The organism is Rufibacter roseolus (genome assembly GCF_017916365.1).
In the GTDB taxonomy this organism is placed as follows: domain Bacteria; phylum Bacteroidota; class Bacteroidia; order Cytophagales; family Hymenobacteraceae; genus Nibribacter; species Nibribacter roseolus.
This window is the reverse complement of sequence record NZ_JAFMSU010000001.1, coordinates 373,228-389,473: the sequence shown is the minus strand read 5'-3', so window position 1 is coordinate 389,473 and position 16,246 is coordinate 373,228. Positions and strand designations below refer to the sequence as shown.

The window sequence follows — 16,246 nt, the reverse complement described above, 5'->3', positions numbered from 1 at the left end:
AAGCCTCTGGTGAAAAAGAAGCGTCTGCCGTTTGATTATGGAGATTTCCTGTATCTTTAGGCCAGTGAACTAATCAGCCTTTGGCATAGTTTTGGCATTGGAGTAGTAAAACCTGCTTAAAACGAGACATGAAAAATTTAAAGAGATTGATGGCGATGACCTTGGTGCTGTTGGGAATGCTGGTAGGCGCCGAACGGGTAGCAGCTCAATCTGATGTGATGGGTGGAATCCAGGCGGCGATTAAAAGCGGTTCATCCCGTGAACTGGCTCGCTACTTCAATTCCAAGGTAGACGTGAACATTGACGGCGACAACGGCAGCTACAGCCAGAGTCAGGCCGAGATGGTGGTACGCAATTTCTTCAGCAAGAATGCCCCGGTGAGTTTCAGCTTTGACCACCAAGGTGGTTCAGAAGACGGCCAGCGCTACGCCATAGGCAAATACAACCACAAAGGCGGCCGCTACAACGTGGTGGTGAAGGTGAAGAAATACGGCGATGCCTATAAGATTGACACCATTGAGTTTAAATAACAGAATATAATTGCCCCTAACAGGACAATCCATAGAAAAGGCACCGATAGTTCGGTGCCTTTTTTTATTTTTGCACCGTGAAAGCATCCTACCTTACCCAAGAAGGCATTAGGGCATTTATCCGGCAGGCCCTGCAGGAAGACGTAGCCGATGGCGACCACTCGTCATTGGCCTCCATTCCCGAGAGTGCCCAGAACCAGGCCAAGCTCCTGGTGAAAGACCGCGGTGTGCTGGCCGGGGTGGAACTGGCCTGGAAGATTTTCCATGAGGTAGACCCCACGCTCCGTTTGGAGGTGTTTTTACAAGACGGGGCCCAAATCAACCATGGTGACGTAGCCTTCACCGTGCACGGCAAAGCCCAGTCCATCTTAACTGCCGAGCGTCTGGTCCTGAACTGCATGCAGCGCATGAGCGGTATTGCCACTTACACGCAGAGCCTGGCCAAGCTGATTGAGGGCACCGGCGCTAAATTGCTGGACACCCGCAAGACCACGCCTAACTTCAGGATGATGGAAAAGTGGGCGGTTTTGATTGGCGGCGGCCTCAACCACCGATTTGGCCTCTTTGACATGATCATGCTCAAGGACAACCACGTAGACTATGCTGGGGGCATCAAACAAGCCATTGAAGCCACCCACCGCTACCTGGAGAAACTGGGTAAGCCGTTGAAGATTGAAGTGGAGACCCGTAACCTGGCCGAGGTGCGGCAGGCGCTGGAGACCGGCGGTATTGACCGCATCATGCTGGACAACTTTGAAGTATCTTTGCTGCGCGAAGCGGTGGAACTCATCGGTGGCCGCTTTGAGACCGAGGCCTCAGGCGGGATCACGGAGGAAACTATCAGAGCCGTGGCCGAGACGGGCGTAAATTACATCTCGGTGGGCGCCTTAACGCACTCTAATCGCAGCCTGGACCTGAGTCTGAAGGCATTTAAGTAGAAGCAAGTATCGTGTAGCAAATAGCACGATTTGAAAAGAGTAAAAGAGAATAATTAAACCAATAACGGTAGAAGCGTAGGAAGCAGCAGGTTGGCAGGTGGAACATCATGATACATGATACTTGCTACGTGATACCAGAGAATTATGCAACAACCAAATCAACGCGGCGGACAGCGGGTACAACAGCAGCAGCCTTTCAACCCCCTGGCCATCCGCACAAAGAAAAATCAGTTAGACAAGAATGATTACGCCAAGATGGCGCTGGTGCAGGTATGGAGAAAAGAATGGTGGCGGGCACTTATTCCGCTGGTGCTGTTCTCTTTGCCGGCCGTTTTCGCCTTCTCATGGTGGTGGGTTGCGGGTGCCGTGATCATGACGGTACTCTACATCCTGGTGCGTTCTGCGCAGGTAATGGGTGTGACCCAGATGGAGCAAAGCAACGTGCTGTTTGAGCGGGTGATGTTTGAGATTGACCAGCGCCAGATTTTGATGAAACGCAATGACAAGGAAGGCATGGCCCTGCAGTGGGAAATGATTGACCGCGTGGTGCAAACCAAAGATGCCTACCAGATGTACCTCAAAGGCCCTGCCGCCGACCAGCTGCCTACCGGCTGGAAAGGCTGGGTAGCCAAGAATTTCAACGTGCCGGTGTTCCTGCACCTGCCGTTCAAGATTTTCAACAGCCCCAATGACATCAAGCTCATGGAAAGCCTGTTGCGCCGCAAAAACTTTATTCCCGCGTAAGCGTCTAAAACCAGATAACCCGTTTACGACCTAAATTTCCTAAAGATGATAAAAAATACCCTTTCCGTATTCGCCGTGGCCGGTGCGCTTTTGCTGGCTTCTTGCAGCAGCCAACCTTCTGACCTGCGTCCTGAGGTTAAAGTTTCTGATGACAGCGTTCCTCCCGGAATGCGCAACAACACCGCCAACATTGACAACGCCCGCAACGATGAGGAAACCCGGGAAGATATCCTGATCAACCACGACGAGCACGAAAACCAGACCAAACCAGGTGCCCAGAAAGGCACGCTTCCTACCCAGAAAAGCAATCAGCAGAACGCGGTAGAAAACAACGAAGCAAAAGACCTGCACGAATAATCAACCTTAGCTAGAAGCCCGTTTTTGGCTTGTTTTCCCCAAAACAGACCAAAAACGGGCTTCGGCGTACCTTCTGATTTCTATGAGAAAGACTTTCCTTGCCTGGGCCCTTTTGCTGGGTACCCTGGCTTCTGTTTCTTCCTGCAACGGCTCCCCCAAAACGGAGGAACCCGCCGCAACTACTGACGCGCAGCAAGGCACTGCCGTAGAAAGCACCGCTGCCCAAGGCCAGCAGCTGGCTTATCTCTGCCCCATGGAGTGTGAAGGCAGCGCCAGCATGGAGCCCGGCAAATGCCCGGTGTGCAACATGGACCTGGAGAAGAACCCTGCCTACCAGGCCTCGGCAGACAGCACCGCTACCTTGTAAGCCCTGGGCCTGTAGCTACGTGCTGCCCGCTTTTTTCCCCGCACCCGCATGATACAGCACCCGGAAGACTGGTTTCACACCTGGTTTGATTCTCCGTATTACCATCTCCTGTACAAGAACCGCGATGCCCGCGAGGCCCAAGACTTCCTGGACAACCTCCTGCGGCATCTTCGGCCCAAGCCCACTTGTCAGCTCATGGACCTGGCTTGCGGCAAGGGAAGGCACTCGGTCTACCTCAACCAGAAAGGCTATACGGTGACCGGGCTGGACCTCTCTGAGCGCAGCATTGCCTATGCCAGGCAGTTTGAGAACGAGAAGCTCCACTTCTATGTGCATGATATGCGCGAGGTGTTCAAACCCGAGGCGTTTGATTTCATCTTCAACCTGTTCACCAGCTTTGGGTATTTTGCCGCCGATTATGAGAACGTGATCGCGCTCAGGGCCAGCACGGCCTCACTCAAACCCAGGGGCAAGTTCATCATTGATTTCATGAATACGCCGCGGGTGATCAACCGGTTGGTGGCCAGGGAGACGAAGGAGGTAGGCGGCATTGTGTTCCATATCACCCGTAGAGTAGAGGCTGGCTTTATCATCAAGACCATTAAGTTTGAGGACCAGGGCCAGTCACATGAATTTATAGAAAGAGTACGGGCGCTCCAGTACCAGGAGTTTCTGGAGTACTTCCAGATGGCCCAGCTCCGGTTGGCAGACGTGTTCGGGGATTATCACCTGGGGCCGTATGATCCGGAGAAGAGCGAACGTATGATTTTCATCCTGAAGAAATAACCATGGTAGTAGCGGTCTCCGTTCTATTCTTTACTGTTTTGCTCGCCGGCTGGCTTGTGCGCTTCCTGCCCCAGGACAACCAGCGCTGGCTTAAGCTGTTGCTGGCGTTCAGCGGGGCGTACCTGTTTGCGCTCACCATCCTGCACATTCTCCCCGATGTCCTGCTCAGCACCCAGGACCCGCACCGCGTGGGGTTCTACATTCTGGCTGGTTTCTTTCTGCAGTTGGTGTTGGAGGTGTTCTCACACGGCGTGGAGCACGGTCACATCCATGCGCATCCGCAGGGGAACGGGCACCATAACCACGGCACGGTGCCGGTGCTGTTACTTACTTCGCTCATCATCCACTCCTTTCTGGAGGGCAGCGTGATGGTGCAGAGCCGCATGGCCGCCCAACAGGCGCATGAGCACCTGCACAGCCACGCCCACGTAAGTGACAACTTCTACCACATCCTGGCTGGCATTGCGCTGCACCACATCCCGGCGGCTATTGCCCTGATGTCGGTGTTGGTGGCGCAGCTGCACAGTTTCAAAAAGGCGTTCATGTATCTGCTGTTGTTTGCCGTGGCCTCGCCGTTGGGCTTGCTGTTCAGCAATTACGTGGCTCTGGAGAAACTGCTTTCCGGCGAAGCCTATACCGTGCTCTCGGGCTTGGTGGTGGGGAACTTCCTGCATATTTCCACCACCATCCTGTTTGAGACCAGCCCAGAGCATAGGTTCAACCGCGGCAAACTGCTGGCCACCATCGCCGGGGCCTTGATCGCCATAGGAGCGGGCATGCTGTAGAGATCCGGCCGGTAATTCTTAAGAGAAGCACAACGCCGATCCGTTCTACGCCTGATTTTTAGAAAACTGGCGTAAAACGGATCGGCGGTTTTCTTTTGGCGCTTTACCCGGAAGTGCTATCTTCATAAAGCCCAGGAAAACAGAGGAAGAAAAATTTGCGGCGTAGGGCATGCTGCGACGGCGAACGCTTGGGTTTTACGTAAAAAAAGGGTTTCTATTCAGACTGAACATAATGCTATGAAGAAAATCATGGTTTGGCTCTCCATTCTGGTGTTGGTGAGCGCCGTTGGTTACTGGCTCTACAAACGCTACGCCCAAGGCCCCGAGTTTTCCCTGTACCAGATAAAGAAAGCGGTAGACAACCGCGATTTGGCGGCGCTGGAGAAATACGTGGACGTGGACCGCACCACCGCCAGTTTCCTAGACCAAGCCGTGCAGGCCGGCATGGCCGAGCTGCCCCAGAAAGAACAGGCCCTGGCCGCGATGGCGCTGGGCATGGCCATGGCCTCTAAAAAAGAAGAAGTACTGCAGACCCTCCGGGGCGGGATTGAGGAGTACGTGGCCCACCGGAAAGGCCTTGATGGCAGGCCCGCTACCGTAACCGAGGAAGAGTGGCAGCAGCTGCAGGCGGTACTTCCCATCCAGAAGCTTCTGAAGGAAAACCCGCTGTCTAACGGCCGGCTGGAAGGTATTTCCTACGTGAACCGCACCGATACCGTAGCCGTGGTGGGCCTTGACCTGCGCGTGCCTTCCCAACCCAACCCCGTGATTGTGGAGGTGAAGATGCGCGACCGCGACGGGTACTGGCAGGTGGTGGGTCTGCCCAACGCCGGCGTGGTGATGAAGCAGTTGGGCCTGCTGGAGACGTTCAAACAGTTCAAGAACCTGCCCCAGATGAAACTGCGCCTGTAACCCCAAGAGTGTAAATCCTTTTCTTATCTCTTTTTCCTTTTAAGGCTGTTTTCTGAAAAATCGCCTTAGAACAACCTGCCTGCCAATTCTCAGCCCATGGTTAATTTCCTGCTCATTGACTGCCCAGACCGCAAAGGCCTCATCTTCACCATCACGCAGATTGTCTTCCGCAACAACCTCAACATCACCAGCAACGATGAGTTTGTAGACCGGCAGCAAAACCATTTCTTTATGCGCGCTGAACTGGCCGGCCAGGTGCAACCCGATGCGCTGGTGGCCGAACTCAGAGCCGAGCTGCCACCCGAAGCCCACATCCGACTGGAGCCGGAGCGCAAAAAGGACATCGTGATCCTGGTTACCAAAGAGCACCACTGCCTGGGTGACCTGCTGCTGCGCCACGAGTACGGCGATCTGAACGCGAACATCAGGGCGGTGATAGGCAATTACACTGAACTGGATTCGCTTGTGTCACGGTTCGGGATTCCGTTCCACCACGTATCGCATGAAAATAAGACCCGCGAGGAGCATGACCAGGAGATGAGCAACGTCATTGCCGCTTACGCCCCCGAATACGTGGTGCTGGCCAAATACATGCGAGTCCTGAGTCCCGGTTTTGTGGCCCAGTTTCCCAACCGCATCATCAACATCCACCACTCGTTCTTGCCCGCTTTCATTGGGGCCAACCCGTACCGGCAAGCTTATGAGCGGGGCGTGAAGATCATAGGCGCCACGGCCCATTTCGTGAACAGTGACCTTGACGAGGGGCCCATCATTGCCCAGAACGTGATCCAGGTGAACCATACCCAGGATGCCCGTGACATGGCCCAATCGGGCCGCGATGTGGAGAAGACTGTGCTAGCGCAGGCCCTCAAACTGGTGTTCGCCGAGAAGGTTTTCGTGAGCAACAACAAAACCATCATCTTCTAAAAGTCTTCAGCCCCAGCCGATTTCTCCCTGCTATGTGCTGCAAGCGTGCCGTTAAGTGCGTTTTGGGGTTAAAAACCAGAAAGTTAAACCTTTGTTAAACCTCAGGTTGGCCTAGGTTAAGTACAGTTATTTCTTCATATTTACCCTAGTTGTTCCCGCTAGGGAGATGAGTTCACTTGGTTTAACGGTACAATCATGAAGAATCTACTACTGCTACTGCTGGTCTTGTGCTGGCTTCCGCTGGCTCAGGCCCAAACCCCCACTGGCTCCCTCACCCTGAAACAGGCGCAACCCAAAGCAGGCCAGGAAGTGCGATTCACCTATAACCCGGCTGGTACTGTCCTGGAGAAAGCCGCTAGTGTTACGGCACTGGTGTACGCCTATGACCAGAACAAACCCAAGGTGCATGAGATAGAACTCAAGAAAGTCAAAGCCGGCTGGGAAGGCAGGTTTACGCCTGAACCTGGGGTAGACGGCGCGGTGCTGCTTTTCAGGGAAGAGGAGACCTATGACCGCAACAATGGCAAAGGCTATCCCTTCTACTTCTATACTGCCAAAAAGCAGCCGGTGCAAGGTGCAATGTACGGTCTGGCCGCGGCCTACGCAGAGTGGGGCGGCATGGTGGGCATTGAAAACGATGGCCCTAAGGCGCTGGATCTTTTAAGCCAGGAAGCGGCCTTGTACCCGGCCCAAAAGCGGGAAATGACCCAGACCAGAACCTACGCCCAACATTTTACCTACAAAGGGGAAGAGTATAAACAAAAAGTGCTGCAGGAACTGGAAGACTTGTCTAAAGAGCCCAACCTCACTGCCAAAGAACTGGGTTTCCTGGCCAACTACTACAACCGCCTAGAGAAGAAAGACAAAGTAGAGGCTTTCGCCCAGCAGGCCCGCGCCCTGGAGCCTAACGGCGAGTTTGTGCAAATCCAGCGCCTGATGGAGTATTACAACACGGAAGACCCCGCCAAAAAGAAAGAACTGGCCCTGGCTTTCGTGAAGGAGTACCCAACCCACGAGCGTGTTACGAGTCTGTTGAACGGCATCGCGCTGGAATACGCCGAGGCAGGCAACTGGCCCGAGTTCGATGCTTTGTTAACGAAATACCCCGTAGTAGCTACCTCCACCTTGTACAACTCGGCGGCCTGGCGTCTGTATGAGAAAGGCGAAGACCTGGCCAAAGCCAAAGCCCTGGCCCAGAAAGGCTATGAACTGGCCCAAAAAGAAGTTCAGCAACCCACTGAGCCTAAGCCAGACCTCTATGCCGCCACTGACTGGCAGAAGAGCCGCGAATATACCCTAGGCCAGGTGGCCGATACCTACGGCGCCATCCTCCTCAAAGAAGGCGATAAAGCCACCGCCGAGAAATACCTGGCGGAGGGCTACAAGTACACCCGCGGCAACAGCCCCGATATCACCGAGAGTTATGCTGAGGTCCTTGCCTCTGGCGGGAACAAAGCCAAAGCCCAGAAAATCATGGAGGAGATGGTGGCTAGTGGCAACGGCACCGCCAAAGTAAAAGGCTACCTCAAAGACATTTATACCCAACTGCAGAACGCCGATTCCGGGTTTGAAGCCTATCTGGCCAAAGTGGAAGCTCCCGCCATAGAAAAGCTCCGCACTGATCTGAAGCGGAAAATGATCCTGGAATCCGCGCCCGCCTTTGAACTGCGCGACCTCAGCGGCAATGTCGTGTCCCTGGCCTCGCTCAAAGGAAAGACCGTAGTGGTGGATTTCTGGGCAACCTGGTGTGGCCCCTGCGTATCCTCTTTCCCGAGCATGCAGCAGGCGGTGAACAAGTTCAAAGACAACAGCAAAGTGGCGTTTGTGTTTGTGAACTCCTGGGAGAGCGGGAAAGACAAAAAGAAAACCGCCTCAGATTTCATCAGCAAGAAGAATTACTCGTTCCAGGTGCTGCTAGACGAGGAAAACAAGATGATAGATGCCTATAAAGTCCAGGGTATCCCCACCAAATTCATCCTGGACGCCAACGGCAACATCCGGTTCAAAAGTGTGGGTTTCTCCGGCAACAGTGACAAAGCTGTGCAGGAAATCAGCATGATGATTGACCTTCTCCGCCCCGAGATGTTGACCAGCGTGAAATAACCGAGAAGATTAGGTAGATAAACAAAAAGGCCACTGCGTAAAGCAGTGGCCTTTTTGTTTATAGGCTGTTTTTGAATAATTAGGTCAAATCGACTTGTCGAATACCAGAAGCATCTTCATCTACCCTAAGCTCTTCTCTCTCTCTCTTGTCATCCTGAAAGGATCTTGTGAGCAAGCAGTAATAGCCTTTACTCAAGCGCTTGTCTAGCTCGCCCACAAGATCTTTCCAAGATGACAATGTGGGGGTGAGTGTCCTGCAAAGAACAGTGAGCAAAGAATAGTTAGCAATCAACAATCAGCAATCAACAATTCCCTAATACATTCTGGGCAAGTCAATCCCTTTGATCTTCCGGAACAGGCTGATGGCGCTGCTGTCGGTGAGGCCTGAGATGAAGTCGGTGATGTTGAGAATCTTCTCGTAGTTGTCCTGGGAGAGCTGGCGTTGTGGGCCAAGGAACTGGTCGGGCACCAAATCCAGGTATTTGCGGTGTTTTCCGGAAAACGGCTCGAAAACGGCTTTCAGGAAAGCTTCCAGCAATCCGCCCAGCACCTCGAACCCGGCCGCCTCAATCTCCAGCACCGGGCGGTGGCGGTAGATGCGGTCTATGGAGATTTTCTTGATCTCGTCCAGCGCTGCTTTCTGCTGCACCAGGTTGATCAAAGACTGGTCAAAGGTGCCGTTCAGGATGGCTTCTTCGTTCTCCAGGAAAATGCCGGCGCATTCATAGATCAGGTTGTTGATGATCACCGCCCGCCAGACGCCCAGCTGCTCGCGCCAGTCATGGAAGGTGGTGCTGTGGGTTTTGCCCGGGCGCTCGTTCAGGAGCGGGTGCAGCAGTTCTGCGGCCTGCTCAAAAGGGATCAAACCCAGTCGGCAACCGTCCTCAAAGTCAATGATGCGGTAACAGATGTCATCGGCGGCTTCTACCAGAAACGCCAAGGGGTGCCGGTGGAACGCGTGTTCGCCGGCCGGCAGCATGCCCAGTTTCTCGGCAATCTTTCTGAAATGCGCCTGCTCGGCCTGGAAGAAACCGTACTTTTTCTCGCTGGCTTTTTTGGTGCCTTTCACCAGGGCGTCTGAAGGGCGCGGGTATTTGGTGAAAGTGGCCAGGGTGCTATAGGTGAGGCGCATGCCGCAGGTGCCGGTGCTCTGGCCCGGGTAGGTGTGCGTGATGATTCGAAAGCCGGCGGCGTTCCCTTCAAAATTCTGCAAGTCAGAAATCTGGGCCGCAGTCAAGTCTTTCAGATAGCCAGCGGCCTCAGAACTCCGGAAGAAAGCGGAGATGGCGTCTTCGCCGGAATGCCCGAAAGGAGGATTCCCGATGTCATGGGTGAGGCAGGCGGCCGCCACCATGTCCCCGAAATCAGATTCCAGCATGCCGGGGTGCGTCTCCAGAATGGCCGGGTGGCGCTCCAGCAGTACCTTGCCCACCATGCGGCCCAGAGACCGGCCCACGCATGATGTCTCCAGACTGTGGGTAAGCCGGTTGTGCACGAAATCACTCTCAGGCATGGGCATGACCTGCGTTTTGTTCTGCAGCCGCCGGAACGGCGTGGAGAACACCAAACGGTCATAATCGCGCTGGAATTCCCCGCGCACCGACTCATCGGTGGCGTGTTCTTTGGTCTGGAGGTCAAAGCGTTTCTTGGAGATCAGGCGCTCCCAATTCATCTGTGGCATGGCAAAACTCTAAGCCCCGAAACTACGCCTCCCCAACGTGCAATGCAAGCCAAAACTGCCCCAAGTGGCAACTCTGTTTCAGAGTGGTTTTCCTCAAAACGGCCCTAAAACAGGTGGGGTACGGAAAGCCAAATGTTTCCGTACCCCACCTGCTTTTAAAGAAACTTAGCCGAATAAGTGGCTAGTCTAGCTTCAAATACCTTAAGGTGCCGCTCTCGCGCGATGTGGACCACCTGATGAGCAGCAGCCCGCGCACGATAGGTACCTCGTCGTCATCGTTTCCGGGGAACAGTGTGAGGTCATAGCGGTTGGCTTCTGGGGTTACCGTGACCTCAAAGCTGCGGTAAAGCCGGCCAGTTACGTCATAGATAGACAGTCGCACCCTTTCGTCTTGGGCGACATTAAAGAATAGCGAGGTCTGGTTTCCGCCGGGGTTAGGGGCCAGTTGCCGCACAAAGCCCGGGCCGGCCACCTGCACCACATCAGAATACTCAGTGGTATTGTTCGTCCTCACCAGGCGCAGGCGATAATAGTTGAGTTGGGAGAAAGGCTTGGCGTCTACGAACTCATAAGACCGGGGGGTAGTGGAGCTGCCGCTGGCGTTCACGGTGCCAATGGTGGTATAGTTTTCCCCATCGGGGCTTCTTTCTATGGCGAAGGCCGTGATGCCGTTTTCCTGCTGGGTGGTCCATTGCAACAGCACCGTGCCCTCCGTGGTGAGTTCTCCTGTGAGGTCAATCAGCTCCACTGGAATGGCGCAGGCGTTAGCTGGCTTGGGAACCATAGGGTCCACATTGCAGGGGAAGGAAGTAGTGCTGCGGGCCATTACAAACCTACCACCGTCTATATCACTTATCTGGTTGAGGGTTCTGGAAGACGGGCCCCGGGCCACCGCGTAGTGCATGATGGCTCTGGGCAAAATAAGATGGCTTAGCTGATGCCCGTGCCCTAACTCATGCACCAGCACCGACGGGAAATCGAATTGAGCGTTGCCGGAGGCATCAGGGCCGTATTGCCAGTCGCTTCGCGGAGAGTACTCCATGTCTATCTCCTCTACCCAGAAATTCACCGTAGTGCCCGAGATACAGCCTTTGTACCGGCTAATGGTTCTGCCCAGCACGTTGGCGGGCAACTCGCCGGAGCTGGCGAACCGTACCGAGTTGATGTTGTCATCGGCGGTGCTGGCCACGGGCTCATTGGAGGCGGTAATCCAGTTCACGAAAGTGTTGCAGGACCACTCGTTCATGGACCGCTTGAAGGCATACAGCGCCGGGGTATTGGTCTCAAAGTTGGCCGAGAACCGGAACGTGTACCCACCCAGGTTGTTTTGGTCAATGAGGCGGGGTTGGTAGCTCTGCTCTGGGATGTTGCGTTCATCGTCTTCGTAGCTTACGTTGGAGTACGCGAAGATCACGGTGATAGGGGCGGCCGAGGTAGCCGTGTTGGGATCACTGTTCACCACCCTGAAATCGCCGGTGCCGGCGGTGCCGCCGTCAATGCCGTACGAGGGTACTTTCACTTTTATCTGGGTGTTGGTCCAGCTCACGTAATCAGTGGGCAGCGGCTGGATAAAGGTCTTGCCGCCGTCATCGGCGTTGCGGAACTCTACATAGCCGTTACCTCTCGTTGCCCCAAAGTTGGTGCCGTTGATGGTGAGCACATCGCCGGTGCCTGCCCGCAGGGTCAAAGGGCTGAAACTGGCGATAAGCGGAATAGCCCGGCGCTGGTTCTGGGTACTGGCTTTTGGTTTCAGGGCCAGTTCCAGTTCTGGGTTGGCTTTTACGGAGCGCATGGGAGTGCCGGAGAGGCGCGAAAGCGAACCGTACAGTTCCAGCGGGATAGAGCCGTATTGGGCAAACGGGTCCTTGGCCGTGCCTTCTGCTAACTGATACCTGATAAAGCCCTGCATACTCCCGAAAACCGTGTAGCGGCTCTGGGCTTTTCCCGGCTGCAGAAAGAAAACGCCCTGCTGGTTTGTTTTCAGCTGCAGGGTGGCAGAGTACGTGTGCAGGTCCAGGCCTACGCGGCCACCCTCGGTGATAATCTCCACGGTAGTAGACGCCGGAGTGCCTTTGAACACTTTGTAGATCTCCACCTGGTTGGCGGTGTAGATGTTCTTGTGCCCTTCATTCCAGAAAGAGCGCTGGCCTATCACTTTTCCTTCCACCACCACCTGGGCGGCCTGGGTGCGCTCTTCCAGTGACAGCGGAATAAGCAGACACGCGTCCTGGGCTTGCACGGCAGAAGTACCCAGCAGGCCGAAAGCAAGCAGAATGACAGAGAGAAGGTTCTTAGGTAAGCAAGAGAAAAGACGGGTAAAGCGATGCTTCATATGATGACTTTGGATAGAGACTGCTGGTTGGAAGATAGTGCAGGGTAACGCCGGTTGTGAAAGATACTGGTCTGGAGACATCAATGCAATATCACTACGGATAAAAGGGCCGCCACGGTTGGGTGCGATTGCTTCTGCCGGTAAAAAAATGAGGCACTTACCCAGTACAGATAAATGCCTCAAAGCTAAACAGAAACTACTTCGGGTTGAAAACGGGAAATGCAGGTAAGTTATTGTGGCTCAGGGGAAGATGTCTGGTGATTTTGGCCTCTTTTCAGAAAATCGGGCTGTAAACAAAACGGGAACTGCTTTGCCAGGGAAGTGTAGAGGTAAGAAAGGGCTTTCTCACTTAACATAATGGGTAAATACCATCAGAAGGAAGGGGCAACGGCACGCTGATTTCTGCCGCCGGTAAGGGTGAAAAGGTGGGGCTTGAAAACGCAAAAGGATCCGGCTAAGTCAGTCGGATCCTTCTGGTACGTTACACAACAACTATTTCCCCCTTAAAACGGAAGTAGGTTGGTCCATATTGTGCGGCTGTAAAAATTTATTTTCTGTTTCAGGGCTTTTTTTCTGAAAAGGGTCAAAAAGCTACTCTCTACTTGAGTTTGGCTCCTTTTTGGGCAAACCACGGGTGCAGTTCCATGATCAGGCGACCGGCTTTCACGGCTGGGTCAGCCTCGGTGAGGGCTTTGGCTTCTTCCATGGTCTGAACGTTGAAAATGAAAATACCCCGCAGGTCACCGTCATCCATGAACGGGCCGGCCAGGGTGAGTTTGCCCTCGGCGGCCAGCTTGTTGATGTGCGCCATGTGCGCGTCCTGTATCCTCATAGAAGTCAAGGAATCTTGGGTTCGGTTGGGGCCTTTCCTCAGCAAAGCCATGTAGTAGAGCTTCATCTCGCCCTCGGCTGGCTCCTTGATCACGGGTTTCATCTGTTCCTGGGCGGCAGGTTTGGCGGCCTCTTTAGCTCCTTGTCTGGCCGGGGCTTTCGCGGCATGTTTGGCGGGTTCTTTGGCAACGGGTTTGTTTTGGGCCTGGGCAGAGGCAGCTCCCCAGAAGAGTCCGGCCAAAAGAAGAATGTGCTTTAATTGCATGGCTGTGGTAAGGTGTGTGGGTCTGAACGCTCAAAAGTCCTGAAGATAAAGGTTTGTGCAGGTAAATGACAAACCCGCCGCTGCTCTCCGGGCCAGCTTGTCTCTGGTTCTGTGCAGCGCCGCGCCAATATTCTTTATTGGGAATATAAGAATGTTTTCTCTAATATAGTATAGCTGGCTACAAGCCCATGGGTATGGCTTCTCAGGCTCAAACGCTCTCAGCGTTTTCCGGATTATAGCCCGAAACATAACCCTGAAGAGGCTTCCATTTTGTAGATTTGGGATGGCCCGGTAAGTTTTCTTTAAAGTGCTGTCCATAAACCCGCGCTTTTTTGATTTTTAACTGGTGAAACTAACGCACATAAACATGAACAAGTCCTTTACGTTTATCTGGGTTGCTGCCCTGGCGGCGATGACTGGCTGCAAAACCAGCACGCCCACTGCTTCACCCTCCGCTGAGGCGAGCGCCGAAGCACCTGCGCCCACCGCGGCAGCCAAACCTACTAACCTTATGTACCCCAAAACCGAGAAGATAAACCATACAGACACCTACCACGGCACCCAGGTGCAAGACCCGTACCACTGGCTGGAAGCCGATACAGCCCAGAATGTGGCCGCCTGGGTAAAAGAGCAGAACGCCGTCACCTTTGACTACCTTTCCAAAATCCCGTTCCGGGAGCAGATCCAGAAACGGCTTACGCAGCTTTGGAACTACCCCAAGTACGGGACACCTTTCCGCGAAGGTGATTACTATTACTTCTATAAAAACGACGGACTGCAGAACCAGAGTGTGCTTTACCGCCAGAAAGGCCTGAACGGCACCCCTGAATTGTTCCTGGATCCTAACAAACTGTCTGAGGACGGCACCACCTCCCTGGGTAGCCTTGATTTCAGTAAAGATGGGAAGTACGCGGTGTACACCACCTCTACCGGCGGCTCTGATTGGCGCGATGCCTACGTGCTGGACGTGGCCACGGGCAAAAAGCTGTCTGATGAACTGCACTGGATCAAGTTCTCGGGTACCAGCTGGCACAAAGACGGTTTCTTCTATAGCCGCTACGCAGAGCCCACCGAAGGCTCCAAAATGGCCAACAAGAACGAGTACCACAAAGTCTACTACCACAAGGTAGGCACGCCGCAGAGCCAGGACCAACTCATTTGGGAAGCCAAAGCGCACCCGCTGCGCCTGTTGTTTGCCAGCACCACCGAGGACGAGAAATACCTCGTGCTCACCGCCTCAGAAGGTACCAGCAACAACTCTTTGTACGTAAAGGACCTCTCCAAAGCCAACAGCCCCATTGTGCCGCTGGTCCAGACCTTTGACAAGGAGTTTGGCGTGGTGGAGAACATCGGCGACAAGCTTATTGTGCTCACAAACCAGAACGCGCCCAAATACAAGCTCATTGAAATAGACCTCAAAAAGCCGCAGGCCACTAATTGGAAAACCCTAGTGCACGAGACCGAGAACGTGCTGAACTACGCCTCACTGGTAGGCGGCCGTTTAATTCTCAACTACATGAAGGATGCCGCCACGCTGGTGCGCGTGCATGACACCAGTGGCAAATGGCTGCATGATGTGACCCTGCCCACCCTGGGCACCGCCGATGGTTTCACGGGGAAAAAGGAAGACAAAACCGTTTTCTACTCCTTCACCTCCTACACCTACCCCACCACCATTTACCAGTACGATGTGGCCACGAACAAATCCACCTTGTTCCGGAAGTCTGAGGTAGACGTGAATATGGAAGGCTACGAGACCAAGCAGGTGTTCTATACCAGCAAGGACGGTACCAAGGTGCCCATGTTCATCACCCACAAGAAGGGTCTGGTACTGGACGGCAACAACCCCACCTACCTGTACGCCTACGGCGGTTTCAATGCGTCTATGACCCCGGGTTTCAGCATTGCCCGCATGGTGTGGCTGGAGAACGGCGGCGTGTTTGCGGTGGCCAACATCAGGGGTGGCGGCGAGTACGGCGAGGCCTGGCACAAAGCGGGCATGACGCCCAACAAGCAGAACGTCTTCGATGATTTCATAGGGGCCGCCGAGTACCTGATCAAGCAGAAATACACGTCCTCACAAAAGCTGGCCATTGCCGGCGGTTCCAACGGCGGTCTGCTCATTGGCGCCGTGGTAAACCAGCGCCCCGATCTGTTCAAGGTGGCCTTGCCGGCCGTGGGCGTGATGGACATGCTGCGCTTCCATAAATTCACCATCGGGTGGGCCTGGGTGCCGGAGTACGGTTCCTCAGATGATCCCGCGCAGTTCCAGAATCTGATGAAGTTCTCGCCCATCCATAACATCAAGGAAGGCGTAAACTATCCGGCCACCCTGGTCACCACCGCCGACCACGATGACCGTGTGGTGCCGGCGCACTCGTTCAAGTACATTGCTACGCTGCAGGAGAAAGGTGCCGGGACCAATCCGTACCTCATCAGGGTAGACGTGAAAGCCGGGCACGGTGCCGGGAAATCCACCACCGCCCAGATCGCCGAGGCCGCTGATGTGTGGTCGTTTGTGTACTACAACATGGGTGTGAATCCTTACGCGGCGCAATAGAAGCCCAGTCTGTAATATAGCTAAAAGCCGATATTCCCTTGGAGTATCGGCTTTTGTACTTCTTTGGGGAATTCGGGCCCAAAACGTGTTTAAACTTTTGGGTGAAAAAGAGAGCCGCTTGGGTTGGT

General features: G+C 54.2%; 14 protein-coding genes. 11 read left to right on the top strand and 3 right to left on the bottom strand.

Annotated elements, in window-relative coordinates:
• Positions 1–128: 128 nt before the first annotated feature.
• The 10 genes from J3P35_RS01665 to J3P35_RS01620 all read left to right on the top strand — a co-directional run bounded on the left by J3P35_RS01665 (position 129) and on the right by J3P35_RS01620 (position 8,449).
• Positions 129–530, top strand: a complete 402-nt coding sequence (locus J3P35_RS01665) for a DUF4783 domain-containing protein (RefSeq protein WP_210462451.1) — start codon at positions 129–131, stop codon at positions 528–530.
• 77 nt (positions 531–607) lie between these two features.
• Positions 608–1,468, top strand: a complete 861-nt coding sequence (gene nadC, locus J3P35_RS01660; protein ID WP_210462449.1) for a carboxylating nicotinate-nucleotide diphosphorylase — start codon at positions 608–610, stop codon at positions 1,466–1,468.
• A gap of 144 nt (positions 1,469–1,612) precedes the next feature.
• Positions 1,613–2,212 (top strand): hypothetical protein, encoded by a 600-nt coding sequence (locus tag J3P35_RS01655; RefSeq protein ID WP_210462447.1) that lies wholly within the window; start codon positions 1,613–1,615, stop codon positions 2,210–2,212.
• Between the two features lie 45 nt (positions 2,213–2,257).
• A complete protein-coding gene (locus J3P35_RS01650) occupies positions 2,258–2,569 on the top strand; it encodes a hypothetical protein (RefSeq protein WP_210462445.1) in 312 nt (103 codons plus the stop codon).
• Between the two features lie 82 nt (positions 2,570–2,651).
• Positions 2,652–2,936 (top strand): heavy metal-binding domain-containing protein, encoded by a 285-nt coding sequence (locus J3P35_RS01645; RefSeq protein WP_210462443.1) that lies wholly within the window; start codon positions 2,652–2,654, stop codon positions 2,934–2,936.
• A gap of 48 nt (positions 2,937–2,984) precedes the next feature.
• Entirely contained in the window at positions 2,985–3,722 is a 738-nt protein-coding gene (locus tag J3P35_RS01640) for an SAM-dependent methyltransferase (RefSeq protein ID WP_246849904.1), read from the top strand.
• A 2-nt stretch (positions 3,723–3,724) separates the two neighbouring features.
• Positions 3,725–4,507 (top strand): ZIP family metal transporter, encoded by a 783-nt coding sequence (locus J3P35_RS01635; RefSeq protein ID WP_210462441.1) that lies wholly within the window; start codon positions 3,725–3,727, stop codon positions 4,505–4,507.
• Between the two features lie 237 nt (positions 4,508–4,744).
• Complete coding sequence (locus tag J3P35_RS01630; protein ID WP_210462439.1) at positions 4,745–5,419, top strand: DUF2939 domain-containing protein; 675 nt, start codon at positions 4,745–4,747, stop codon at positions 5,417–5,419.
• Between the two features lie 96 nt (positions 5,420–5,515).
• Entirely contained in the window at positions 5,516–6,346 is an 831-nt protein-coding gene (gene purU, locus J3P35_RS01625; RefSeq protein ID WP_210462437.1) for a formyltetrahydrofolate deformylase, read from the top strand.
• Between the two features lie 195 nt (positions 6,347–6,541).
• Entirely contained in the window at positions 6,542–8,449 is a 1,908-nt protein-coding gene (locus tag J3P35_RS01620; protein WP_210462435.1) for a TlpA family protein disulfide reductase, read from the top strand.
• Between the two features lie 313 nt (positions 8,450–8,762).
• Here J3P35_RS01620 and J3P35_RS01615 read toward each other — a convergent pair whose 3' ends face one another.
• The 3 genes from J3P35_RS01615 to J3P35_RS01605 all read right to left on the bottom strand — a co-directional run bounded on the left by J3P35_RS01615 (position 8,763) and on the right by J3P35_RS01605 (position 13,558).
• Positions 8,763–10,130: a deoxyguanosinetriphosphate triphosphohydrolase gene (locus J3P35_RS01615; RefSeq protein WP_246849903.1), complete on the bottom strand. Its 1,368-nt coding sequence runs from the start codon at positions 10,128–10,130 to the stop codon at positions 8,763–8,765.
• A 181-nt stretch (positions 10,131–10,311) separates the two neighbouring features.
• Positions 10,312–12,462, bottom strand: a complete 2,151-nt coding sequence (locus tag J3P35_RS01610) for an IPT/TIG domain-containing protein (protein WP_210462433.1) — start codon at positions 12,460–12,462, stop codon at positions 10,312–10,314.
• Between the two features lie 598 nt (positions 12,463–13,060).
• Positions 13,061–13,558 carry a YciI family protein gene (locus J3P35_RS01605; protein ID WP_246849902.1) on the bottom strand — a complete coding sequence of 166 codons (498 nt, stop codon included), beginning with the start codon at positions 13,556–13,558 and terminating at the stop codon, positions 13,061–13,063.
• Between the two features lie 367 nt (positions 13,559–13,925).
• On the opposite strand from J3P35_RS01605, the gene J3P35_RS01600 reads away from it, so the two are divergent.
• Positions 13,926–16,118, top strand: coding sequence for a prolyl oligopeptidase family serine peptidase (locus tag J3P35_RS01600; RefSeq protein ID WP_210462416.1), 2,193 nt, complete (start codon positions 13,926–13,928; stop codon positions 16,116–16,118).
• Positions 16,119–16,246: the final 128 nt, after the last annotated feature.

Coding starts and splice junctions, on each gene's coding strand:
- J3P35_RS01610 (WP_210462433.1), bottom strand. CDS start 12,462: ATGAAGCATCGCTTTACCCGTCTTTTCTCTTGCTTACCTAAGAACCTT.
- J3P35_RS01630 (WP_210462439.1), top strand. CDS start 4,745: ATGAAGAAAATCATGGTTTGGCTCTCCATTCTGGTGTTGGTGAGCGCC.
- J3P35_RS01645 (WP_210462443.1), top strand. CDS start 2,652: ATGAGAAAGACTTTCCTTGCCTGGGCCCTTTTGCTGGGTACCCTGGCT.
- J3P35_RS01650 (WP_210462445.1), top strand. CDS start 2,258: ATGATAAAAAATACCCTTTCCGTATTCGCCGTGGCCGGTGCGCTTTTG.
- J3P35_RS01640 (WP_246849904.1), top strand. CDS start 2,985: ATGATACAGCACCCGGAAGACTGGTTTCACACCTGGTTTGATTCTCCG.
- J3P35_RS01665 (WP_210462451.1), top strand. CDS start 129: ATGAAAAATTTAAAGAGATTGATGGCGATGACCTTGGTGCTGTTGGGA.
- J3P35_RS01615 (WP_246849903.1), bottom strand. CDS start 10,130: ATGCCACAGATGAATTGGGAGCGCCTGATCTCCAAGAAACGCTTTGAC.
- J3P35_RS01655 (WP_210462447.1), top strand. CDS start 1,613: ATGCAACAACCAAATCAACGCGGCGGACAGCGGGTACAACAGCAGCAG.
- J3P35_RS01635 (WP_210462441.1), top strand. CDS start 3,725: ATGGTAGTAGCGGTCTCCGTTCTATTCTTTACTGTTTTGCTCGCCGGC.
- J3P35_RS01620 (WP_210462435.1), top strand. CDS start 6,542: ATGAAGAATCTACTACTGCTACTGCTGGTCTTGTGCTGGCTTCCGCTG.
- J3P35_RS01600 (WP_210462416.1), top strand. CDS start 13,926: ATGAACAAGTCCTTTACGTTTATCTGGGTTGCTGCCCTGGCGGCGATG.
- J3P35_RS01605 (WP_246849902.1), bottom strand. CDS start 13,558: ATGCAATTAAAGCACATTCTTCTTTTGGCCGGACTCTTCTGGGGAGCT.
- purU (WP_210462437.1), top strand. CDS start 5,516: ATGGTTAATTTCCTGCTCATTGACTGCCCAGACCGCAAAGGCCTCATC.